This is a genomic window from Acinetobacter sp. 25-47-122 (assembly GCF_056779695.1).
The window spans coordinates 81022-102954 of sequence record NZ_JBWYIJ010000009.1; the positions used below are offsets into that span (position 1 = coordinate 81022).

At 37.7% G+C, this 21933-nt stretch carries 25 protein-coding genes and 1 other RNA gene; 13 read left to right on the forward strand and 13 right to left on the reverse strand.

Annotated features, from left to right (window positions below):
* Positions 1-109: 109 nt before the first annotated feature.
* Both AC1M9P_RS09800 and AC1M9P_RS09805 read right to left on the reverse strand, forming a co-directional pair.
* Entirely contained in the window at positions 110-382 is a 273-nt protein-coding gene (locus tag AC1M9P_RS09800) for an HU family DNA-binding protein (protein ID WP_035263613.1), read from the reverse strand.
* A 168-nt stretch (positions 383-550) separates the two neighbouring features.
* Positions 551-979 (reverse strand): phasin family protein, encoded by a 429-nt coding sequence (locus AC1M9P_RS09805; RefSeq protein ID WP_092766445.1) that lies wholly within the window; start codon positions 977-979, stop codon positions 551-553.
* A 233-nt stretch (positions 980-1212) separates the two neighbouring features.
* On the opposite strand from AC1M9P_RS09805, the gene AC1M9P_RS09810 reads away from it, so the two are divergent.
* The 8 genes from AC1M9P_RS09810 (at position 1213) to fdx (ending at position 7406) form a co-directional block, all read left to right on the forward strand.
* Positions 1213-1863, forward strand: a complete 651-nt coding sequence (locus AC1M9P_RS09810) for a hypothetical protein (RefSeq protein ID WP_481587491.1) — start codon at positions 1213-1215, stop codon at positions 1861-1863.
* Positions 1864-2003: 140 nt separating this feature from the next.
* A complete protein-coding gene (locus tag AC1M9P_RS09815) occupies positions 2004-2477 on the forward strand; it encodes an Rrf2 family transcriptional regulator (protein ID WP_035263618.1) in 474 nt (157 codons plus the stop codon).
* A 1-nt stretch (position 2478) separates the two neighbouring features.
* Positions 2479-3696 (forward strand): IscS subfamily cysteine desulfurase, encoded by a 1218-nt coding sequence (locus AC1M9P_RS09820; RefSeq protein ID WP_481587492.1) that lies wholly within the window; start codon positions 2479-2481, stop codon positions 3694-3696.
* Positions 3697-3799: 103 nt separating this feature from the next.
* A complete protein-coding gene (gene iscU, locus AC1M9P_RS09825; RefSeq protein ID WP_035263622.1) occupies positions 3800-4186 on the forward strand; it encodes a Fe-S cluster assembly scaffold IscU in 387 nt (128 codons plus the stop codon).
* Between the two features lie 30 nt (positions 4187-4216).
* Positions 4217-4537: an iron-sulfur cluster assembly protein IscA gene (iscA, locus tag AC1M9P_RS09830; protein WP_035263624.1), complete on the forward strand. Its 321-nt coding sequence runs from the start codon at positions 4217-4219 to the stop codon at positions 4535-4537.
* Between the two features lie 101 nt (positions 4538-4638).
* Positions 4639-5154, forward strand: coding sequence for a Fe-S protein assembly co-chaperone HscB (gene hscB, locus AC1M9P_RS09835; RefSeq protein ID WP_092766335.1), 516 nt, complete (start codon positions 4639-4641; stop codon positions 5152-5154).
* Positions 5155-5191: 37 nt separating this feature from the next.
* Entirely contained in the window at positions 5192-7051 is a 1860-nt protein-coding gene (gene hscA, locus AC1M9P_RS09840; RefSeq protein ID WP_481587493.1) for a Fe-S protein assembly chaperone HscA, read from the forward strand.
* Positions 7052-7067: 16 nt separating this feature from the next.
* Entirely contained in the window at positions 7068-7406 is a 339-nt protein-coding gene (fdx, locus tag AC1M9P_RS09845; RefSeq protein WP_035263630.1) for an ISC system 2Fe-2S type ferredoxin, read from the forward strand.
* A gap of 64 nt (positions 7407-7470) precedes the next feature.
* Here the strand turns inward: fdx and AC1M9P_RS09850 are convergent, their stop codons facing one another.
* From AC1M9P_RS09850 to AC1M9P_RS09880, 7 genes are all read right to left on the reverse strand, one after another.
* Positions 7471-8913 carry an adenylate/guanylate cyclase domain-containing protein gene (locus AC1M9P_RS09850; protein WP_481587494.1) on the reverse strand — a complete coding sequence of 481 codons (1443 nt, stop codon included), beginning with the start codon at positions 8911-8913 and terminating at the stop codon, positions 7471-7473.
* Between the two features lie 52 nt (positions 8914-8965).
* Positions 8966-9403, reverse strand: coding sequence for an HIT domain-containing protein (locus AC1M9P_RS09855; RefSeq protein ID WP_035263634.1), 438 nt, complete (start codon positions 9401-9403; stop codon positions 8966-8968).
* Between the two features lie 223 nt (positions 9404-9626).
* Positions 9627-13085: a transcription-repair coupling factor gene (gene mfd, locus AC1M9P_RS09860; RefSeq protein WP_481587535.1), complete on the reverse strand. Its 3459-nt coding sequence runs from the start codon at positions 13083-13085 to the stop codon at positions 9627-9629.
* Between the two features lie 101 nt (positions 13086-13186).
* Positions 13187-13537 carry a hypothetical protein gene (locus tag AC1M9P_RS09865; RefSeq protein ID WP_035263638.1) on the reverse strand — a complete coding sequence of 117 codons (351 nt, stop codon included), beginning with the start codon at positions 13535-13537 and terminating at the stop codon, positions 13187-13189.
* 99 nt (positions 13538-13636) lie between these two features.
* Complete coding sequence (locus AC1M9P_RS09870; RefSeq protein WP_481587495.1) at positions 13637-14422, reverse strand: glutathione S-transferase N-terminal domain-containing protein; 786 nt, start codon at positions 14420-14422, stop codon at positions 13637-13639.
* A 30-nt stretch (positions 14423-14452) separates the two neighbouring features.
* Entirely contained in the window at positions 14453-14962 is a 510-nt protein-coding gene (gene rraA / locus AC1M9P_RS09875; RefSeq protein WP_035263643.1) for a ribonuclease E activity regulator RraA, read from the reverse strand.
* Between the two features lie 11 nt (positions 14963-14973).
* The gene (locus AC1M9P_RS09880; protein WP_179998082.1) at positions 14974-15639 is read right to left on the reverse strand and encodes a Rossmann-fold NAD(P)-binding domain-containing protein; all 666 of its coding nucleotides are present in this window, start codon (positions 15637-15639) and stop codon (positions 14974-14976) included.
* Between the two features lie 215 nt (positions 15640-15854).
* On the opposite strand from AC1M9P_RS09880, the gene rpsT reads away from it, so the two are divergent.
* A complete protein-coding gene (rpsT, locus tag AC1M9P_RS09885; RefSeq protein WP_035263646.1) occupies positions 15855-16124 on the forward strand; it encodes a 30S ribosomal protein S20 in 270 nt (89 codons plus the stop codon).
* 78 nt (positions 16125-16202) lie between these two features.
* On the opposite strand, the gene AC1M9P_RS09890 is transcribed toward rpsT, so the two are convergent.
* From AC1M9P_RS09890 to AC1M9P_RS09900, 3 genes are all read right to left on the reverse strand, one after another.
* Positions 16203-16940, reverse strand: a complete 738-nt coding sequence (locus tag AC1M9P_RS09890; protein WP_481587496.1) for a histidine phosphatase family protein — start codon at positions 16938-16940, stop codon at positions 16203-16205.
* Between the two features lie 61 nt (positions 16941-17001).
* On the reverse strand, positions 17002-17850 hold the full coding sequence (locus AC1M9P_RS09895) for a 3'(2'),5'-bisphosphate nucleotidase CysQ family protein (protein WP_481587497.1): 849 nt from the start codon (positions 17848-17850) through the stop codon (positions 17002-17004).
* 322 nt (positions 17851-18172) lie between these two features.
* Entirely contained in the window at positions 18173-18310 is a 138-nt protein-coding gene (locus AC1M9P_RS09900) for a hypothetical protein (RefSeq protein WP_171076720.1), read from the reverse strand.
* Between the two features lie 297 nt (positions 18311-18607).
* Here AC1M9P_RS09900 and AC1M9P_RS09905 point away from each other — a divergent pair, with 297 nt between their 5' ends.
* The 4 genes from AC1M9P_RS09905 (at position 18608) to AC1M9P_RS09920 (ending at position 21608) form a co-directional block, all read left to right on the forward strand.
* The gene (locus tag AC1M9P_RS09905; RefSeq protein ID WP_481587498.1) at positions 18608-19300 is read left to right on the forward strand and encodes an HAD-IA family hydrolase; all 693 of its coding nucleotides are present in this window, start codon (positions 18608-18610) and stop codon (positions 19298-19300) included.
* Complete coding sequence (locus AC1M9P_RS09910; RefSeq protein WP_035263651.1) at positions 19284-19724, forward strand: RNA-binding S4 domain-containing protein; 441 nt, start codon at positions 19284-19286, stop codon at positions 19722-19724. The genes AC1M9P_RS09905 and AC1M9P_RS09910 overlap by 17 nt, the downstream gene beginning before the upstream one ends.
* Positions 19725-19870: 146 nt before the next feature.
* A complete protein-coding gene (gene recA, locus AC1M9P_RS09915) occupies positions 19871-20914 on the forward strand; it encodes a recombinase RecA (protein WP_035263652.1) in 1044 nt (347 codons plus the stop codon).
* Between the two features lie 67 nt (positions 20915-20981).
* Entirely contained in the window at positions 20982-21608 is a 627-nt protein-coding gene (locus tag AC1M9P_RS09920) for a regulatory protein RecX (RefSeq protein WP_481587536.1), read from the forward strand.
* A 27-nt stretch (positions 21609-21635) separates the two neighbouring features.
* Here the strand turns inward: AC1M9P_RS09920 and ffs are convergent.
* An RNA gene (ffs, locus tag AC1M9P_RS09925) (signal recognition particle sRNA small type) lies at positions 21636-21732 on the reverse strand.
* Between the last annotated feature and the right edge of the window lie 201 nt (positions 21733-21933).

Here is a 21933-nt window from a genome sequence, read left to right on the forward strand (position 1 = left end):
TTCAAAGCGATTCTAACTGATAATCCAAACCGAATATATCAGATGAAGCCATAAATTTTCTTTTTAATAAAAAACGCGCCAAGTCGGCGCGTTTTGGACTTAATAAGAATTAAGCTACAGAATCTTTTAAACCTTTACCAGCTTTAAAGCTAGGAACTTTACTTGCTTTAATTTGTAATTCTTCGCCAGTTTTCGGGTTACGACCAGTACGTGCAGCACGATCTTTAACGCTGAAAGTACCAAATCCTACTAAAGTAACAGAGTCACCTTTTTTCAGCGCTTCGCCAATAGAAGCAATAGTCGCGTCCAATGCCTTACCAGCATCAGTCTTAGACAATCCCCCTTTCTCTGCAATTGCATCAATCAATTCTGATTTATTCATGAAGATTACGTCCTCTTATATCGTTTGTTTAAAATCCAAGGCTTGTATTTTAAAAGGCCATGACGACTTTATAGCAATGCTTTGGGGGGAAACGCAATACTGCTCGACCTGTTTTGATCAAAATAAGCGACAAAAAATACCAAAATTACAGTTTTATCTCTAAATCCATCATTTTTTTTCAAGTTTGGCTCGTAAAGCTTGATTTTCAGCAATGAGCACATCTAATTTCTGGTGAATATCTAAAATCATATTCTCAAGATGTTGTACATCTTTAGTTGAGACGAGCCCAATACGATTAAGCGAAGTACTCACCCCATGATCTAAAAGTTTTTCCACCTTATCTTTTTTATCCGTAACAGACTCTTTAGTTTTTTCCGCAACTTTGTTTACTGTTTGATCTGTAAATTCAACCGTTTTAGATTCAAGCTCTTCACCGACTTTGACTAAAGAGTCAAACATTTTATTACCTTCTTCCTCTGCGCGAGAAAAAGCACCTAAACCAGCAAGCCAAATTTGTTTAGTATATTTACGAAAATCAAGTGTGGACTTACGTTGATGCTTTGTTTTACGTGAGTTTGCAGGTTGTGAGTTGTCCATTAATTCCTGTTCTTTATTGTTATTTACATCTTGATCCACCGTTACACTCCTGTATATTTTAGCCTCTAAACTGACTATTCGTGCATAAAATACATTGATAATATCAAATATCGCTATTGAACCTTGTTCAAAACTGTTCTACAAAGCAATGATAAATGATGTAATCTTAGACTTAATTTAAGTTTGTGTTAATAGAACTTTTTAGATTTATTAAATTTGAATAGGATTTATTTATGAGTGAATCGCAACAACAACAAGGTCATACCCGTTTGTTGCTTAACATTGTTATGTTAGTTTTAGAGACATTCTATTCTTTCGTCTTAAAACATGACCGTGTTGTTCGCCTTCAAGCAAAAAAATTTGTAGAACAACAAATTACAATTAAAATGAATAGCTATATCCCCTATTTTGACTTTTATATCCAATTTACGGATAAAGGCATCTTATTTGACCTTCAAGCGCCAGAAAAAGAACCTAACCTCAAGGTAAGTAGTACTTTAGTCGATATCATTCAAATTTTCGGGTTTGCAAACCGCAGAAGTTTGAAAAAAATGCGTATTGAAGGTGATCAAACCCTTAAAGACGAATTCAGAGATTTAGCATTGCATCTCTCAACACCGAAATTACTTTCAGATTGGAAAAATTGGTTAACAACAGCTTCTGAAGACCAAGATACAAAGGCTTCGAGAAAACGCATTGCACCATTACTTGAAAAAATTGACTTACAAAGATCTAAAATCAATACACTTCAAGTAGAGGTAAAACAATATAAAAATCGTATGCGTCGCATGCAATCCAACCAAAAACGTATCAACATTGCATTCGGGATAGTTTCGGTTCTATTCGTGGCTTTAATCGTGTATAATTTATTGAATATTTATTAAAATAATAAAGTTTTATCTGTTTGAATCCTCGCCATATTTAATTCCGATTAATTTAGTTGGTTTTTAGAAAAAAATACTTGACTAAATTAGTCGGAATTCATAAAATTTCATCATCTAGCCTTTTACACGTGTATCGAATCATGCGCTTAACCACTCGCGGTCGCTACGCAGTGACTGCATTACTTGATCTAGCTTTGCAGCCGACTGAACAAACCATTACTTTGGCAGAAATTGCTACTCGCCAAACTATTTCTGTGGCTTATTTAGAACAACTATTTGCTAAATTAAAGCGTCATGGCTTGGTTTCGAGTGTACGTGGTGCTAATGGTGGATACCATTTAGCGCGTAATGCTTCTGATATTACGGTCTTAGAAATTATTGAAGCTGTAAACGAAACTGTTGATGCAACACGTTGTGACCACAAAGGTAACTGCCAAAATGGCGCAATGTGTCTAACTCACGATTTATGGCAAGAACTCTCCCTCCACATTGCCGATTACTTAGCTAAAATCTCTCTTGCTGATTTAGTTGCTCGCGATAACGTTCAAACTGTTGCGATCCGCCAGAATACAGCTCCATTAGATTCAGCCCTTTTATCGGTTACAGGTATTTGACATGAAACGTCCAATTTATCTTGATTATGCTGCAACGACTCCAGTCGACCCACAAGTTGCTGAGCGCATGATGGAATGCCTTACATTCGATGGGACTTTTGGTAACCCTGCATCACGTTCGCACGCATATGGTTGGCAAGCTGAAGAAAAAGTTGAATACGCTCGTGAGCAAGTTGCAAATCTTGTAAAAGCAGATCCACGCGAAATCGTTTGGACATCTGGCGCTACAGAATCTGACAACCTTGCACTAAAAGGTGTTGCACAGTTCTACGCTTCAAAAGGCAAACACATTATTACGAGTAAAATTGAACATAAAGCAATTTTAGATACTTGCCGTGAATTAGAACAAGAAGGCTTTGAAATTACCTATCTTGAACCAGAAGCTCAAACAGGTCTAATTACTCCTGAAATGGTTCAAGCTGCTTTACGTCCTGATACAATTCTTGTTTCATTAATGATGGTCAATAATGAAATTGGTACTGTGACTGATGTTGCCGCTATTGGTGAATTAACTCGCGCGAATAAGACATATTTCCACGTAGATGCTGCTCAAGCTGCTGGTAAAGTTGAAATCGATTTATCAACCATGAAAATTGATTTAATGAGTTTCTCTGCTCACAAAATTTATGGTCCTAAAGGTATCGGTGCACTTTTCGTACGTCGTAGTCCACGTGTGCGTCTTAAAGCTCAAATGCATGGTGGTGGTCATGAGCGCGGTATGCGTTCTGGTACGCTTGCTACTCACCAAATCGTTGGTATGGGTGAAGCATTTGAACTTGCAGGTAAAAACCTAGTTGCTGAACAAACTCGTTTACGCACTCTACGTGACAAACTTTGGAATGGTCTACAAGATCTTGAACAAGTTTTCTTAAATGGTCATCCGACTCAAAACGTAGCAAACTACTTAAACGTAAGTTTTAACTTCGTTGAGGGTGAATCTTTAATGATGTCACTTAAAGATGCTGCTGTTTCATCTGGTTCAGCTTGTACTTCTGCAACATTAGAACCTTCTTATGTTCTTCGTGCATTAGGCTTATCTGATGAGTTAGCACACAGTTCAATTCGCTTCAGTTTTGGTAAATATACGACTGAAGAAGATATTGATCATGTGCTAGAAGTAACTAAAGCTGCTGTAGAAAAATTACGTGACCTTTCTCCACTTTGGGATATGTACAAAGAAGGGATTGATCTGTCAAAAGTTGAATGGACAGAACACTAATTTAAACCAAACACATGCATCTTATTAAGCTTAAATATTGAAATTTAATAAGATGCACCCATATTAAATATTATCAGCCGACCCTGAGGTTTGGAGACGCATCATGGCTTATAGCGAAAAAGTGATTGATCATTACGAAAATCCTCGTAATGTTGGTGTTTTAGATAAAAACGCAGAAAACGTAGGTACAGGTATGGTCGGTGCACCAGCTTGTGGTGACGTTATGCGTCTTCAAATCCAAGTGGATGAGAATGGTGTAATTGAAGAAGCTCGCTTCAAAACTTACGGATGTGGTTCTGCAATTGCTTCAAGTTCACTTGTAACTGAATGGCTAAAAGGTAAAACTTTAGACCAAGCACAGCAAATCAAAAATATTGATATTGCAAATGAACTTGCGCTTCCTCCTGTAAAAGTACACTGCTCTGTACTTGCAGAAGATGCAATTAAAGCTGCTGTAGAAGACTACCGTAGCAAAAAAGCGAAAGCTTAATTTAGCGCTTGATGATTGAATGGAGTTTTCATGATCAATTTAACTGAAAATGCTGCAACTCATATCAGCAATTATTTATTGAATCGCGGTAAGGGTGAAGGTATTCGCGTTGGTGTGAAAACTTCAGGTTGTTCTGGATTGGCTTATGTTCTCGAATTCGTTGATGAAGTTGACGAACATGATCAAGTCTTTGAACAGTTTGGGGTTAAAGTTTTCGTTGATCCGAAGAGCCTTGTTTATCTAGAAGGTATGGAAATGGACTATGTTAAAAATGGTCTAAACGAAGGTTTTGAATTCAACAACCCAAACAAAAAAGGTGAATGTGGTTGTGGTGAATCTTTCACTGTTTAAGATAATCATTCTCTTTTTACCTGATTAAAACAGTGCCCTGCACTGTTTTAATTCTATTCAGCGCCCACTTTTATTTTTCACTATTTTGGAATTTCCAATCCATGAATCATTTTGAGTTGTTTAATCTCCCTGTAGCACTCGATATTGATTTAGCAACTTTGAAAGCTAACTTTCTAAAATTGCAGCAACAATATCATCCAGATAAAGCTGAAAATAAAGACCAAGCCTTGATCAAATCTAGCGAAATCAATCAAGCTTATAAAGTTTTATCTCAAGTTGACAGCCGTGCTGGATATTTACTTACACTCAAAAAACAAGACTATCATTTAGATCAATCCATCAATGATTTCGAATTTTTACAATCTGCATTAGAAATTCGTGAACAGTTAGATGAAGCTCAAAGTTCTGAACAACTTTCATCTTTAAAAACTGAAGTGCAACAATGGATTGATGGTTTAGTTCGCGAATTCAAAATAGACTATGAAGCTGAAGATTGGGCTGAGTCTCGCGATACTGTTCGAAAATTACGTTTCTTCCAAAAAGTGATGAATGATATACATCAAGCTGAAGATCGTATTCTCGATGATGAAGATTTTGACTTAGATGACGAATTCTAATTTTATTTTTTTGTTTTATTTTCAAGGGATTTAACACATGGCACTCTTGCAAATTGCTGAACCTGGACAATCAAGTGCGCCACATGAACATCGCATTGCTATTGGTATTGATTTAGGTACGACCCACTCTCTTGTAGCAACTGTGCTTTCTGGCAAACCTAAAGTTCTAAACGATGAACAAGGTCAAGTGTTACTTCCTTCTATCGTACATTATGCTGAAAACTCTACTGTGCTCGGCAATGACGCAAAACCGTTTATAACTCGTGACCCACAGAATACTATTGTCTCTGTAAAACGTTTTATGGGACGCTCAAAAGCTGATATTAAATTTCAACACCCATATCAATTGGTGGGTGAAGACAATCAGATGCCTGCTTTTGAAACAGCGCAAGGTCGTAAAACACCTGTCGAAATTTCTGCTGAAATTCTAAAAAATCTAAAAGATCGTGCTGAAGCAAGTTTAAAAAATCCCATAAATGGTGCTGTCATTACAGTACCTGCCTATTTTGATGAGGCACAACGTCAAGCAACACGAGACGCTGCACAGCTCGCTGGTTTAAACGTACTGAGATTATTAAACGAACCTACAGCAGCAGCTGTAGCGTATGGTTTAGATCAAGCAACAAATTTAAGTACAGATCAAAATTATGTGATTTACGACTTAGGTGGTGGTACTTTCGACGTCTCCATCCTACGTTTCTCACAGGGTGTATTTGAGGTACTCGCTACAGGTGGACACACTGCACTTGGAGGCGATGATTTAGATCGTCTTATCGTCAAGTGGGCTAAAAAATCACTCAATATCGAGACCTTAGATGATAACGAGTATGCACACTTCCTTGTTGCAGCACGTAAAGCGAAAGAAGCTTTATCGGACCAAGATCAAGTTAATCTTCAGCTTTTAGAAAACGAATTAACTTTGGATCGTTCAACGTTTGAAAGCATCATTAAAGTTGCTCTAGATAAAACGATTTCAGTGTGCAAACGAGTATTACGTGACGCTAAATTGAAATTAGACGATATAAAAAATGTCGTTTTAGTAGGTGGCTCTACTCGCTCTTATGCGGTACAAAAAGCTGTAGCAGAAGTATTTAGTCAAGAACCCCTGTGTACCATTAATCCAGATGAAGTCGTTGCAATCGGTGCTGCAATTACTGCCAACCAATTAATTGGTAATAGTACAGATGGTTCTCTACTACTTGATGTAACACCATTATCACTTGGTATTGAAACCATGGGTGGACTAGTAGAGCGATTAATTTCACGCAATACTGCAATTCCTGTCGCTCGTCGTCAAGAGTTCACCACGTATCAAGATGGTCAAACTGCGATGTTAATCCATGTTGTCCAAGGTGAGCGCGATTTAGTAGAACATTGCCGTAGTCTCGGACGTTTTGTTTTACGCGGCATTCCACCGATGACTGCTGGTCAAGCACGCATTGAAGTGACTTATCAAGTCGATGCTGACGGTCTCTTATCGGTATCTGCTCGTGAAACAACATCTAACGTCTCAGCTCAGATTGATATTAAACCATCATACGGTTTATCTGATACTGATATGGAGCGCCTACTGGTTGATGGTTTTAAATTTGCAGCAGAAGATAAAGCCCTTCGTCATTTACATGAAACTAAAGTTGAAGCTCAACGAGAACTTGAAGCTCTTTCTCAAGCGCTTAAAGCTGATATTAAACTCTTGACTGAACAGGAAGCTCAGGATTTAATTTCTGCACAAACTCATTTGGCTCAACAACTTGAAACTTCTGATATTGAAGCAATTGAAGCTGCTGTTGCTGCGTTAAAAGTTCATAGTGATGCATTTGCTGCAAAACGAATGAATCAACATATTGATCATGCTCTCAAAGGCACTAAGCTTGACGATTGGTCAAACTCAAACTAAACATAGGTAAAAATTTATGCCACGTATTAAAGTTCTTCCACATGCGCAAATTTGCCCTGAAGGTGCTGAGTTTGAAGTTGAGCAAAATGCCAATCTTTGCGAAAGCCTACTAAAAAATGGTATCAAAATTGAACATGCTTGTGATATGTCTGCAGCTTGTACGACCTGCCATGTCATTGTTCGTAAAGGTTTTGATGGTCTTGAAGAAATGAATGATGTAGAAGCAGATTTACTCGATCGTGCTTGGGGTCTAGAGCCAGATTCACGTCTTTCTTGCCAAGTAAAAATTGAAAATGATGATTTAGAAGTTGAAATTCCGAAGTACACGATTAACCATGCTTCTGAAAATCATTAATCATTTGTAAAACTATAAAAAAAGGTCACTTAAGTGACCTTTTTATTTGTGTAGATATAAAATCCTAATTTAGATATTTTACTTCATCAGATAGTTTTAATTTCACAATACCAGAAGAGTTGGTTAAATCCTGCTGAAGTTTAATACGTTCAATCATTTTTTCTAAAACTGCGATTAATTCAGCATATTCGTAATTTTGTACTTCTTCCATATTCAGCACCAGCTGAAACCCTTTGTACTCATAATCAAACCAATGTTGATGGGTTTGCTTGGTGCTATATTTTTCCATTACCTGCCAACTCTTAATCGAACCATGAATCCCTTTCAGTTCTACAGGTTCCTGAGGCGCACAAAGATAATAGTTTTTAACTAACTTATAAGTCTCATCCGAGATTAAAATTTCATCAATTTCTGCAGCATTTTGAAGTCTTGCAGCTAAATTCGCATCCCGCCCAACAATGGTATATGCCATTCGATGAACTGCGCCATAGTTACCAACGTGACAATAACCAGTACTAATGCCCATACGTATATGCAGTGCTGAGTATCCCATTTTCACCCAGCGTTCACGCAAAAATTTCATTTGTTGACGCATTGCCATCGCCATATCGATGCAATTTTTGGCATCTTGTTCAACCCCTTGCGAATCTGGATCTCCAAAGAAAATGAGAATCGCGTCTCCCATAAACTTGTCAATTGTTCCACCATATTGCTTGGCAATTTCAGTCATATGGCTCAGATAGTCATTCAAAACAAAAGCTAAGTCATCTGGAATAAGAGTCTCTGAAAGCTCAGTAAATCCCTGAATATCAGAGAAAAAAATCGTAATTTTTTTTCGTTTATATTCAAGTTTAGCTTCAGTTTCACCACGCATGATTGATTGCCACAATTGAATTGGTGCATAGCGGCTTAACTGATTCGATAACTCAATATATCGATTCATTTCTTTAAAATAAGTTTGACGTTGAACATCTAATTTTTTTACACGTCGATTCTGATAATAATTAGCAAAATTCACAAAAAGAATCGCACATATACACGAGACTACGGACAATTCGATTGAAGTTTGCTGGAAATAATCTTCAAAACCAAAAATAAAAATTGTACAAATATAAAAAACAATGATCGCAACTAAAATTGCAATCGAACTCACCATCATCGAAATTTTATTATTAACGGCGGTATACACTAATCCAAACAGGAAAACAAATGTTGGCAACAAACTTAAATGCACTGCTGCTAAGGCGGTAGCTACAACAACAACATCAATAATAAAGAACGCAAAACGTCTGGTTTTACTACCATAACGATATTGGATACTGTGTGAAATTCGGGGCGCTAATAGAATCAGCAAGAAAATAAATAGAGGGTATAAAATCTGATAATTTTGGTTTTGTGAAGTGAAATAATAGATCACAACAAGAATCGCGATCATCACATACCCCATCATCCTGAGGAGTACTTCAAATTGCTGTGGCTCTTTATCCAGCATTCGTTCAAATGGCAATTGCTATTACCTCAATTCACATTATTTTTATTCTTCCCTGAAATTGACGTATTTACTCCATACGCCAATCGAAAGGCATGTCACCTTGACCACGTAGCGCGAGCATGAGCGTTTGACGCATATGCGCTAAAACATCATTACTGTAAGGAACTGCAGGTGAAGCACCCCAAACAGGCTTAGGCCATGCAGAATCATTCTGATAACGAACTACATGATGAAAATGAAGTTGAGGAACCATATTTCCTAGTGCTGCAACGTTCATTTTATCCGCACGGAAAACTCGAGATAATTGACTAGATAACCAGCTAGATTCTCTTAAAAATTGTTCTTGGTCTGCTTGGCTTAATTCATATAATTCAGTTACACCAGGAACACGCGGCACCAAAATCAACCATGGAAATTGCATGTCATTCATTAAACGACAAGTTGAAAGTGGAAAGTCGCCAACAAAAAAAGTATCTTGAGCAAGTTGTGGATGCAAACTAAACATATATTTATAAATGACGCAAAAATTAAATGGATAGCTAATACTAACACAACAGTTTTAGACTGAGTATTATTAGTCATGTGTTTCGATACAAAAAAATATGTATTTCATTGATTTGAATCTCACTCATTCATTGCAACTCATCGCTAAAAAATCTACCTATAAGTTGACTGTCAGCCAGTGCATTTTGAGCAATGAACAAGTCTAGATTCAAGCCCAACTTAGATCAGTTGAGCCCTCTCATCAATTCATCTAAAAGATCATTAATAAACTGAATTCTTTTGTCATTTTCCTCAAGCATAACCATCACTTTCAGACGTTGACCACCGTCCATTCTAAAAAATGTCGGATGTTTTTGCATCATTTGGATAATACTCATCGCTTGAACAGGAGTATCAGGTGAAAATTCAATTTGGCCACCCTGCTTACTCAAGTCAATCTTGGTAATACCTAATTTTTCTGCTTTTATACGCACCTGATGAACAGTAAAAAGATATTTCACTTGTTGAGGTAGCACACCAAAACGATCGATAAGCTCCATACGGATATGATCGAGTTTTTCTTGTGTATCCGTATTACTAATTCGCTTATAGAACAATAAACGCTGATGCACATCACCTAAATATTCATCTGGAATTAATGCAGGCATATGTAAACTAATTTCAGCCGTGATTGACAAAGGGGCATCAAAGTTAGGAGTCTTACCATTTTGGATAGCTTTAGTCGCTTTCTCAAGCATTTCCATATATAGACTATATCCAATTGCATGCATTGAACCACTTTGTTGCTCACCTAAAAGCTCGCCTGCTCCACGTATTTCTAAATCCTCTGTTGCCAATACAAAACCAGCGCCTAAAGTAGAAGCACGCTGAATGGCATCAAGTCGTTTTTCAGCATCACCTTTTAAGCCTTTAATAGACGGAACCATCAGATACGCATAGGCTTGATGATGAGAGCGCCCCACACGACCACGCAGTTGATGAAGTTGTGCCAAACCTAGCTTGTCTGCTCGCTCGATGATAATTGTATTGGCATTTGGTACATCAATTCCCGTTTCAATAATGGTCGAACACACCAATACATTATATTCTTTATGATAAAACTGCTGCATGACCTGTTCTAACTCACGCTCACGCATTTGACCATGCGCAACTGCAACCCGAGCTTCAGGAACTAACAACCGAATATTTTCAGCCGCTCGTTCAATGGTATCCACTTCATTATGCAAAATATAAACCTGACCACCACGTAATAGTTCACGCAAGATCGCCTCTTTCATCGTGGCATCGGTCTGCTCATTGACAAAGGTCTTAACAGCGAGACGGCGTGCAGGTGGTGTAGCAATAATTGAGAGGTCACGCATACCTGAAAACGCCATATTTAAGGTACGCGGGATTGGCGTAGCGGTTAGCGTCAGCATATCTACATCGGCACGCATCGCTTTAATACGTTCTTTATCTCGCACACCAAAGCGATGTTCTTCATCAACAATCATCAATCCAAGTTGTTTAAACTGGACATTTTCCTGCAAAATTTTATGCGTTCCAATGACGATATCAACTTTACCCTCTGCCAAATCTTCGATCGTTTTTAAGTGTGTTTTATTTGAGCCAAATCGAGATAACACTTCAATACGGATAGGCCAATCAGCAAATCGATCTTTGAAAGATTCATAATGCTGTTGCGCAAGTAAAGTTGTTGGAACTAAAACAGCAACTTGCTTATTGTTCTGTACAGCAACAAAAGCAGCTCTCATCGCTACTTCTGTCTTACCAAATCCAACATCACCACAGACTAAACGATCCATTGGTTTAGCTTGTTGCATGTCGTATAAAGTCGCTTCGATAGCATTCGCTTGATCAAGCGTTTCTTCATAAGCAAAACCACTGACAAACTGCATATAAGTAGTGTGATCTAATTCAAATTGAATACCTGGTTTTGAGTGGCGTCTTGCTTGAATATGAAGAAGTTCGGCTGCAACATCATGTATCTGTTCTAGTGCTTTGCGCTTAGCTTTATTCCAAGCATCAGTACCAAGTTTATGCAGTGGTGCTAAATCAGGATCACCTCCACTGTATCGACTAATCAGATGCAAATTGGTGACAGGAACATAGACTTTGGCATCATCAGCATAATTAAGTTGCAAAAATTCGTGGTCTTGATCATCAATACATAAAGTCACTAATCCCGCATAGCGACCTACACCGTGATCAATATGAACTACAGGAGCACCTATACTTAATTCAGTTAAACTTTTAACTAAGAACTCTTCAGAAACTTCATGCTGGCGTTTTCTACGGCGTTGTACAACACGATGCTCATAGAGTTGATTTTCTGAAATGACAGATATTTGTCCTTTAATCTCCAAGCCACGCTCAAGTGGTGCATGCGTTACTGCTACTGAATATTGTTGATTAATAAACTCCTGATAATGCTCTACAACAGGAATTTCACCCATACTTGCTCGCAAGGAGTCCTTTAACGATTCACGACGTCCCGCACTTTCAGCGACGAGTAAGACAGGGTGTTGCGCAGCATCAATAAATGATTTTACAGCATGAAATGGCTGTTGATGTTTAGGCTCTACCGCTAAACGAGGTGGCTGTTCAGCAGAGGTATTAATTACACCCGCTTTAGGTTCAAAAACTTCGTCAGATGCGATAATACGAGGAAACTGATTGAGTTGTTCAAAAATTTGATTTTGTTGAAAGAAGATTTGTTCTGGAGCTAATAAAGGTTGATCAACATTATGACGTCGGTCTTCATAACGCTGATAAATATCTTTCCAAAATTGAGTTAATTCACTTTCAATATTGCGATCTGTAATGACAATGGAATGATTTGGTAAGTATGATGTAATACTACTTTGTTCTAGCATTTCTTTTTTTGAAAAGAACAGCGGAAAGTAATAGTCCAATCCCGGTGAAGATATACCCTCCATTACATCCTGATAAATTGGATTTTTTTTCGGGTTCGCCGTTGGAAACTCTTCAGCATAACGGTCTCGAAATTGAGCTCTACCTTCTTTTAAAGGAAACTCTTTAGCTGGTAAAACCTTAAAATGTTCAAGTTTCGTCGTGGTCCTTTGAGTTTCTGGATCAAAAAATTTTAAAGAATCAATTTCATCATCAAACAAATCTATTCGAATTGGAGCATCTTGCCCCGAAGCAAAAATATCAACTAAACTTCCCCGAACAGCAAATTCTCCATGATCATATACAGTATCGACCAAATGATAACCAGCCTGAATCAGGCGTTGTTTCTGCTTTTCTAAATCAAATTTTTGCCCAACGCTAATATCAAAATGCTCACCTAACACCCAAGACGTCGGCGCAACACGTTGTGCCAAAGTTGTGCTTGAAATGAGTAGTATCCCTTTTGCTGGCATATTAGAGAGCACTGATAATCTTTCTGAGACAATATCTTGATGCGGAGACAACCGATCGTAAGGTAAGATCTCCCAATCTGGAAAGATCGTGGGCTTCACACCATAAAATTCAAGTTCACTCTCAAGTTGAGCTAAATGTTGATTATTTCTAGCTACCAGAACAAAGAGTCGATCAGAGTTTTGACTTATTTCTTTTAAAAGCAAAGCGATGGCAGAGCCTTTAAGCGCCCCTAACCATCTTTTTTCGCCAGATTTTATTTGTGATAGATTAAGTTGAGAAATTTCTTTTTGGAACATGAAGATCGCTTTAAAAGTCTGGTAGGACATTGCACTATTTTATCATGTTCAAAATCGAGAATGAGTTATTTTTAGATATCACAAACATTCAGTCGCAAACATTAGCGCTCACGTTTGAATTCACGATAATAATCATTGAGCAATATCACGAATTTTTTTAACTGTTCTAGATTCTGTTGATTATTACCTAATCTCGTAGTAAAACGACCTGTATTCAACTCAAGATCTATTTTCTCTTTGATCAACATTCCCCGATAAAATAAATTTTCCAAATCATCAAAACGAGTAACCTTTCGGTTCGAAAAATATGACAATCTTTCATTTAGTTCATTCAAAACAACGTCATCGATAATATATCCTAATTCAGGATCATAACGAATTTGATGAGTCTGTAAATAAACTTGCTCAGCCGATGGTTTTTTTTGAAACAAATCAGAAATTTTTTTAAACATAGTTTGGGAAGAAAAGCTGAAAACTCAAAATGATGGTCTATCTTAGCATCTGGTCACGAATACACCTATATTCATGACCAAAAAGCACTCAAACTAAAATTAACCGTAATTTTTTCTTAAATATTCTACAATCTTCTTCGATTCGAACAATTTTACGCCTGTATTAGGATCAACTAAATACGGGACTTGTATATCCTTCCCCTTGCGATTCATTATCTTTACAACCTGCTCGCGTTTACCGCCAGCCAAAGGAATATATTTCCCAGGCTTCAATCGTAAAATCGCTGGTCCTTGATCCTGCCAACGTTCTTTAGCAACATTATGAAACTTAAATGGTAATTCAAGTTCTGTGAGTTCAGCGCGCACGATTCTGGTGTATGGACTCGCTTCAAACCCCCACAGCTCAATTAAATGCTCGGGTTGTGGTCTCTGCTTAATCGCTTTATTTATAAAAATCCCACGAGCACCATTAATCAGTGTTCCAGCTAGAGCAACTACAGGCAATTTGGGGTAGTGTGAGAATTGCTTCGGTGTTTGACCTGTCTCACCATAATGCTTAAAAAGATAGTGAATAATATCCTGAGACTCGTAAAGTTTAGCCCCAGTATTTTCATCAATTAAAAAAGGAAATTGAATCTTACCACCAAGTGTTTTTACTTGATCTCGATAGATCCTTCCACCTTTCGGACAAGGATACACTTCGTAGTCAAGATTAAGTAAAGTCAACACCTCTCTTACACGACGACAGAATGGTGATCCTTCAAATTCGTAAAGCTTTAATGCTTTTTCTGGCTGTTTAGGAAACGGTGTACCTGAAGTCCCACGTCCACCTTCTGCAACAGCTGAAGCTAGCGCCTGAGCCACTTTTAATTGATGAATCACCATACTGATTACCTCGTTTTTGTTTTATTTAAATTAATCGACTAATTTTGTCTTGGACACAATAATTCCATTATTGTCTGCATAGATATAATCACCTGGTTGGATTGTGATATTTCCAATTTGAATCGTGATATTGGTTTCGCCCACCCCTTTGCGATTACTTTTTTGAGGTATAGCCGCAAGTGCGTGCACGCCTAGATTTAAACTCGCAATGGCATCAACATCTCTAACACAACCATTAATAATGACACCACTCCATCCATATTTAACGGCAGACTCAGCAATCATATCTCCCATCAATGCACAACGCATGGAAGAACCACCATCTACAACTAAAACTTTGCCTTGCCCATCTGTAGCGAGTAACTCTTTTACTCGTGAATTGTCCTCAAAACATTTAACAGTGACAGCTTCACCCCCAAAGCTTTTTACACCGCCGTAACTTTTGAAGAATTTTCCATCAATAGATGGATACAATACTTGAATATCTAAATCAGGATGGTCATCCAGTAAATCACACGTCACAAATGTTGGCGTTGTCACTTTTTATACCCTCAGTTATGTTTTTGAATCTCTAAATTATCATAAATCTTAATTTTTTCATTTTGAGTTCTTGCGCTCACGACCATAGTATTAGCGACTTGCTCTGCTGTCACTGGCTTATATTTGAATGTATTTGGCAGAAATTGCGATACTCGCTTGAAAATACTCTGAGAAATATCTTCGAGTGTCCTTGTTTCAGCTCTTTCACCAATTAAGAGTGAAGGTCGAATGATCGCCAATTGATAGAGTGATAATGATTTTAGATAATTTTCTAACTTCCCCTTCACTTGATTATAGAAGAATGGAGATCTTTCATTCGCACCTTCCGCACTTACAATTGCAAAAAAAGTATCGGTATTCACGAGCAAATCAGCAAAATGAGCATTTATCTCAAAATCGATATTGTAAAAATTTTCTTTAGAGCCTGCTTTTTTAATTGTACTTCCTAGGCAACTAAACGCATGTGAGAATCCAGAAGCGTCCTCATCATTTAACATTAAAAAGTCATCAATGACCAACTGATCAACTTTAGTGAACTTTTCAAATTGTTCATCATGCTTACGAACAACTACGACAATTCTTTCGCAATCTACCAATTGATTCAAATGATTTACCAAAGATCGACCAACTAAACCAGTTGCCCCTATAACTATTGCACTTTTAATATTTTTAATCATTTTTTCGCCATTCCTTCCAATATTCATATAATCTAACGTGCTAACCGCATTTTATCTGCATCAAAAATGTTGTCAAAGCATGTCAAGACTTGACTTTGCCGCATCATTTAATCACAATATGGCACTTGTTTACGGGCTGGTGTAAATTCTTCTAATGTTTGTATTTAGTTGAAATTTCAGCCCGCCCAGACCAATCAATTTCAAGGAGTGCACGAGTGGCAAACTCTGCTCAAGCAAAAAAACGTGCTCGTCAAAACGTTAAAGCACGTAAACACAACGCAAGCTTACGTTCTATGGTTCGTACTTACCTTAAACGCACAGTAGCAGCGATCGCTGCAGGTGACTATGCAGCAGCTTCTGAAGCTTACAAAACTGCAGTACCTGTAATCGACCGTATGGCTGACAAAGGTATCATCCACAAGAACAAAGCTGCTCGTCATAAGAGCCGTTTAAATGCACAAGTTAAAGCTTTAGCTTCTAACTAAGTTGCGTTAAAAAAAGCCCTTTAAGGGCTTTTTTTATATCTTTAATTTATCAACAATACTTAAATAATATTAAAATTACTATCTTTCTTGCTCTACAAATTCACGAATAGATAATTCATTACATTCACCACGCCATATCCATTTCAATTTTGCATCTATGAATGCTTCACCTTCAAACCAAACAAACAAACCTTCCATCATTTCTGGCCAATCATGCTGACGAATCTGTGTTTTACCTGAAATCACAGCCAGAATACCAGCCAGAATAGTGTCATGGCTAACCGCCAAACTTAATCCATGATTCTGTTGAGGGTGAGTTTGATAAAGCAAATGTAAAACATCAACCACACCTGTAATTGGCTGCTTCATCCCAGGTAAGGTATTGTTTACAAAGCTATTAATAAAGCCCAAAGCACCTTGTTGCTTAAAATATGGCGCAGCTTGATCGATATCTAAAACGAAGCTACCAGGCTCGACCAAAAGCCCCTGCTCAACAATCTTAATATGATGGGTATTTGACTTAGGATTGATTTGATCAGCACCTTGAATCATCAGTGCAGCAGTATCAATACAACGTTGAATTGGACTAGAAATACAGTGTTCTATCATACGATCTGTTTGATCTATAAGATAAGCCCCCCAAGCCTGCGCCAGATCCTTACCTTGATCAGTTAATTGCAAATCATATCCAGCGAGTCCTTGACCCACCACCATTTCACGTATTGAGTGGCGAGTAAATAGTGTAACAGGCACAGCAACATCGGGCAGTAAGTCAACTGCTCTGAGCATACTTGGAGGAAGCAACTTCAGCGACATAATAATTCTAATAAATGAAATTAATTTGACTATAACACGATGAAATTATAGTTCCACTCCCCTAAAGTACATTTGACAACGCATCTAAAGCCAATTGCCTCATTTCAGGATCACGATATGCGATAAAACCATTATTCAAAACAGTATCACGCTGATTATAGGTAAATGGCACAGAATCTAAGGTCAATAAACCACCCCCTATACTCTCTAGCAAGCCTTGTCCAGCACTAGTGTCCCACTCAGAGGTTGGATGAAATCTTGGGTAAATATCTATCTCACCTTCAAGCATCATACAAAATTTATAAGCACTTCCAGCTTCACGACGTATAACCGGTATTTCTCTTTCAATATAATCAATATAGTGTTGATACTTAGGATTTTTACTACTATGACTGAGTCCAATTTGGATGGCATCGACTGGTGAGGCTTTAAATTTGCAATATTTTTCCCAAATATTGTTCATAAATGAATATTTATAAGGAAGATCCGTCAAATAGCCCATATACATAACTTGCTCTGTCGGCACGACTATGACTGAAAATACAGTTTGATGGTTCTGAATAAGACTCAGATTAATCGTAAATTCATCACGCTCATGAATAAACTCCTTCGTACCATCCAAAGGGTCTAGCATCCAACATTGAGGCCATTCATGTCGCTCCGAATAATCACTTTCTTCAGAAATGATTGGAATATCAGGTGTAAGTTTTGCAAGCTCTCTGAGCAGATATTGATTTACCTTTAAATCTGCTTGAGTTACAGGAGAATGGTCATCTTTTTCGTTGATTTTAAAATCACGTCCAGCACAATAGTTTTGATATTCTTCTAATAATATTTGGCTTGCAACAGCCAAAATCGGAACCAAATTTAACATTTGTTGATCTTGGGGAGCATGCGTTGTGATAAACATGGATAAAACCTATTTTTTCTGGCGCTACACACTCTAAGCACGACGATCATATTAAGAACCTCAGCCTAAAATGCAGCGTGATTTAATTTGCATTGTTGGATTTATATTAATAGTAGCAAACCTATAAAATATAACCACTTTGAAACACATAACCCATTTCAATCATAAGAACTCTAACACTTTTAAAACAAAATCCGAAGCGTGATTGCCAACAACCCTCAATACATCTTAAATAACACCCGCAATAGTTCCAAAAATCAGAGAGCGCCTTAGAGTCAGTATCAACATAAAAAAACAAGCCTTCTTAAAGAAGGCTTGTTTTTTATTTTTGCTCTTTGACTGGACTTTCAGGCTGTTCATTCGGTTTTTTTACAGGCTCTTTATTTTTAAAAGAGTCCTGATTCCCTTTATCCTCATTAGATTCTTTGTGTGGTTTCGAACTATTATCATGTTTTGTCATACTTCAAACTCCTATGCACCATTTTCAAAAAATATGATGCTTTCATAGCGACTTCTATACTATTTTTGTATTCATTCTCAATATCTAAATTTGTGACCTCACACATCTAATTCGATATAATGCGAATGGAATGAAATATAGAAGTCACCACGCACACCCATTCTTGAAGTTCAATTTTAAAATGCTGATGCGAGTTCAACCTTTTGCATCAAATGATGGTGTAAGTCGATATTTAAATAACGCCCATTTTGTTGTTTTTATTTGTGCTAAATTGCAACAATACCTGAGGAAAGATGAATGAATAAACCCATCATCATGTTTGACATGGATGGAACCCTACTCGATCTTGCTTTTGACGATTTAATTTGGAATCACAAACTCCCTGAGCGACATGCCAAAACTCATCAAATCAGTTTAGAGCAGAGCAATCAAATTCTATTTAAATTTTATCAAGATCATAAGCACACGCTCGATTGGTATTCTACGCGCTTTTGGACAGCCAAAGTCGGCGTTGATACTTTTCAGCTTCAACACGATCACAAAGAATTCATCAAGCCGAGACAGGGATGCATTGCGTTATTATCAAGCCTTAAGCAAGCTGGATACCGAATATGGTTAGTCACCAATGCTGATGAAAGAGGTTTGGCATTGAAAATGAATCAAGTTGACCTCACCTCTTATTTTGAAGTGATGATCAGTAGTGAAACAATCGGTTTTGCTAAAGAGCGTTTTGAATTTTGGGATCAATTACAGCAAATGCACCCATTTGAACCTCGTCACTGCGTTCTCGTTGATGATACTGCGGTTGTACTCGAAGGTGCTAAATCTTTTGGTATTGAGCATCTAATCACAATTACCCAACCATCTAGCGCTCAACCTGAGCGCGAAAGGTCTAAACTTCAGTATCCTGCAATTAATGATCTAAGATCATTAATCCCCTATTTAGACCAAATTAACCATGAGAAAGAAATGAATGTCAAAACAGCATGAAACTAAAATCACTGATTCAATGCGAATTGATAAGTGGCTTTGGGCAGCACGCTTTTTTAAAACCCGCTCAATTGCCAAAGCAGCAATCGAAGGTGGTAAAGTTCATCACAACAATGATCGTGTTAAAGTTTCCAGAGAAGTACGTGTAGGAATGGAGTTAACGATTCAGCAGGGATTTGAAAAGAAAACCGTCATAGTGAAAGCATTATCATCTGTACGAGGCGGGGCACCTACTGCACAATTACTCTATGAAGAAACTGAAGTCAGTATCGCGCGTCGTGAGTTGCTTTCTGCACAAAGAAAATTGCATAATCTTGCACGACCAGATCATCGACCAAGCAAAAAAGATCGACGTGATATTACAAGATTCCGTCAACAAAATGGTCAGCAATATGACGAAGTTTGGTCATACGATGATGAATAAGTTAAAGCGACAAATACTGTCGTTTTGAAGTTTAAAATTATAGAACAGTTCGATTTTTTCTGTCACTATAAATGCCGTGGACATTAGACTTAATTAAAGACATCCACTTAAGTTATCAGTGATTTACATCGTTTTGAGGTTATGAGATGGATGATAATAAAAGCAAAGCACTGAGTGCTGCTTTAAGCCAAATTGAAAAACAATTTGGTAAAAATACGGTAATGCGCCTTGGTGACAATACTGTTCAAGCTGTAGAAGCTGTATCTACAGGCTCTCTTACATTGGATATCGCACTAGGTATTGGTGGTTTACCTAAAGGCCGTATTATTGAAATTTATGGTCCAGAATCATCAGGTAAAACCACCATGACACTTCAAGCGATTGCGCAATGTCAAAAAGCTGGTGGTACTTGTGCATTTATCGATGCTGAGCATGCTTTAGATCCTCAATATGCTCGCAAACTTGGTGTAGATATCGATAACTTATTGGTGTCACAACCTGATCACGGTGAACAAGCACTTGAAATTGCAGATATGCTGGTACGATCTGGCGCTATCGACTTAATTGTTGTCGATTCTGTTGCAGCCTTAACTCCTAAAGCCGAAATAGAAGGTGAAATGGGTGACTCTCATATGGGTCTACAAGCACGCTTGATGAGCCAAGCATTGCGTAAAATTACAGGTAATGCAAAGCGCTCCAACTGCATGGTGATCTTCATTAACCAAATTCGTATGAAAATTGGTGTCATGTTTGGAAGTCCAGAAACCACTACTGGTGGTAATGCGCTCAAATTCTATGCTTCTGTACGCTTAGATATTCGCCGCATTGGTCAAGTGAAAGAAGGCGATGAAATAGTTGGTTCTGAAACACGCGTTAAAGTGGTGAAGAACAAAATGGCACCTCCTTTCCGTGAAGCATTATTCCAAATCATGTACGGTAAAGGTACAAATCAGCTTGCTGAATTGGTCGATCTCGCTGTACAACAAGAACTTGTTCAAAAAGCTGGTGCTTGGTATTCATACCAAGGCAACAAGATTGGACAAGGTAAGAACAACGTGATTCGTCACCTTGAGGAAAATCCTCAACTTGCGCAAGATCTTGATCGCATGATTCGTGAACAGTTGTTAACCACAGCGACACCAGCTCCAACTGAAGAAAATGACGAAGAAGCAGATTTATTTGAAGTATAAGTTTTCAAAAATTTGAAATCGAAGCGCCCAAATTCTGGGCGCTTTTGTTTAAGTGCATGGATTTAAAATGTCAGAGAAGTTTCCCAAGTTCATTCATTATGAGCAATTAAAATCAATAATGAATGAAGATGAACCTCAACATCTCATCAATGATCAACACTCGGCTAGTCAACACCTAACCGATCAAGCACCAGATGAATGTGATTTAGATGATACTCATTCTTCAGTTCTAGCACAGAATAAAAGCTTAACAGGGACTCGTTTGAGATCGTATGCATTTGCAGTCTTAACTCGCAAAGAATACTCAAAAAAAGACTTAATCGATAAACTTGCTTTGTATGCACAAAATAAAGAAGAGGTTTTGAGCTTAGTTGATGAGCTAGCGCGAGAAAATTATCAAAGTGATGCTCGCGTTGCAGAAATGACGGTACGCAGCCAATTACGTAAAGGAAAAGGCCCAAATCGAATAAAGCTAGCGCTTAAAAGCAAACACGTTGATAAAGCGTTGGCTGAACCAGAAATGGAAGAAATAGATTGGTATGAACAAGCATACTTATTGAAGGTCAAAAAATATGGCTATGAAGTTGCTCAGGACGCAAAATTAAAAGCAAAACAAATTCGCTTTTTACAATATAGAGGCTTTGAACTGGATGCGATTATGAAAGCTATAAAAAGAAAAGAGAATGAAGAATAAGAAATAAAATTATTATAATGGTGGCAACCCTACTAGCAAAACTCCGGCACATCATAGTTCTGATACCGTTGCTACCTTCCGGTCCTGGCGGGGTTCTCAGAGTACAATTGCGAAGCCACCAGCAGGGCTACCATTGCAAGAACAGAGTATAGAGATTTTTAACGATCTTGCAAGACCATAATGGGCTTTAAAGGCACTAAAAAAGTTCAAGTGAATATTTACTAATCTATTAACAACAAACTTGATATTTTTCATCTAAATAACTTCAACTTAAATTTCTTCATTTATACAGTTTCATTGTAAATTTATATTGATTTTAAATGCT

Coding starts and splice junctions, on each gene's coding strand:
- mfd (WP_481587535.1), bottom strand. CDS start 13,085: ATGTTCCAAAAAGAAATTTCTCAACTTAATCTATCACAAATAAAATCT.
- AC1M9P_RS09855 (WP_035263634.1), bottom strand. CDS start 9,403: ATGTTTAGTTTGCATCCACAACTTGCTCAAGATACTTTTTTTGTTGGC.
- AC1M9P_RS09815 (WP_035263618.1), top strand. CDS start 2,004: ATGCGCTTAACCACTCGCGGTCGCTACGCAGTGACTGCATTACTTGAT.
- AC1M9P_RS09870 (WP_481587495.1), bottom strand. CDS start 14,422: ATGGTGATTCATCAATTAAAAGTGGCTCAGGCGCTAGCTTCAGCTGTT.
- AC1M9P_RS09905 (WP_481587498.1), top strand. CDS start 18,608: ATGAATAAACCCATCATCATGTTTGACATGGATGGAACCCTACTCGAT.
- AC1M9P_RS09900 (WP_171076720.1), bottom strand. CDS start 18,310: ATGACAAAACATGATAATAGTTCGAAACCACACAAAGAATCTAATGAG.
- iscU (WP_035263622.1), top strand. CDS start 3,800: ATGGCTTATAGCGAAAAAGTGATTGATCATTACGAAAATCCTCGTAAT.
- AC1M9P_RS09890 (WP_481587496.1), bottom strand. CDS start 16,940: ATGTCGCTGAAGTTGCTTCCTCCAAGTATGCTCAGAGCAGTTGACTTA.
- AC1M9P_RS09800 (WP_035263613.1), bottom strand. CDS start 382: ATGAATAAATCAGAATTGATTGATGCAATTGCAGAGAAAGGGGGATTG.
- iscA (WP_035263624.1), top strand. CDS start 4,217: ATGATCAATTTAACTGAAAATGCTGCAACTCATATCAGCAATTATTTA.
- AC1M9P_RS09805 (WP_092766445.1), bottom strand. CDS start 979: ATGGACAACTCACAACCTGCAAACTCACGTAAAACAAAGCATCAACGT.
- AC1M9P_RS09865 (WP_035263638.1), bottom strand. CDS start 13,537: ATGTTTAAAAAAATTTCTGATTTGTTTCAAAAAAAACCATCGGCTGAG.
- AC1M9P_RS09820 (WP_481587492.1), top strand. CDS start 2,479: ATGAAACGTCCAATTTATCTTGATTATGCTGCAACGACTCCAGTCGAC.
- AC1M9P_RS09880 (WP_179998082.1), bottom strand. CDS start 15,639: ATGATTAAAAATATTAAAAGTGCAATAGTTATAGGGGCAACTGGTTTA.
- AC1M9P_RS09920 (WP_481587536.1), top strand. CDS start 20,982: ATGTCAGAGAAGTTTCCCAAGTTCATTCATTATGAGCAATTAAAATCA.
- AC1M9P_RS09895 (WP_481587497.1), bottom strand. CDS start 17,850: ATGTTTATCACAACGCATGCTCCCCAAGATCAACAAATGTTAAATTTG.
- hscA (WP_481587493.1), top strand. CDS start 5,192: ATGGCACTCTTGCAAATTGCTGAACCTGGACAATCAAGTGCGCCACAT.
- AC1M9P_RS09810 (WP_481587491.1), top strand. CDS start 1,213: ATGAGTGAATCGCAACAACAACAAGGTCATACCCGTTTGTTGCTTAAC.
- hscB (WP_092766335.1), top strand. CDS start 4,639: ATGAATCATTTTGAGTTGTTTAATCTCCCTGTAGCACTCGATATTGAT.
- AC1M9P_RS09910 (WP_035263651.1), top strand. CDS start 19,284: ATGTCAAAACAGCATGAAACTAAAATCACTGATTCAATGCGAATTGAT.
- fdx (WP_035263630.1), top strand. CDS start 7,068: ATGCCACGTATTAAAGTTCTTCCACATGCGCAAATTTGCCCTGAAGGT.
- recA (WP_035263652.1), top strand. CDS start 19,871: ATGGATGATAATAAAAGCAAAGCACTGAGTGCTGCTTTAAGCCAAATT.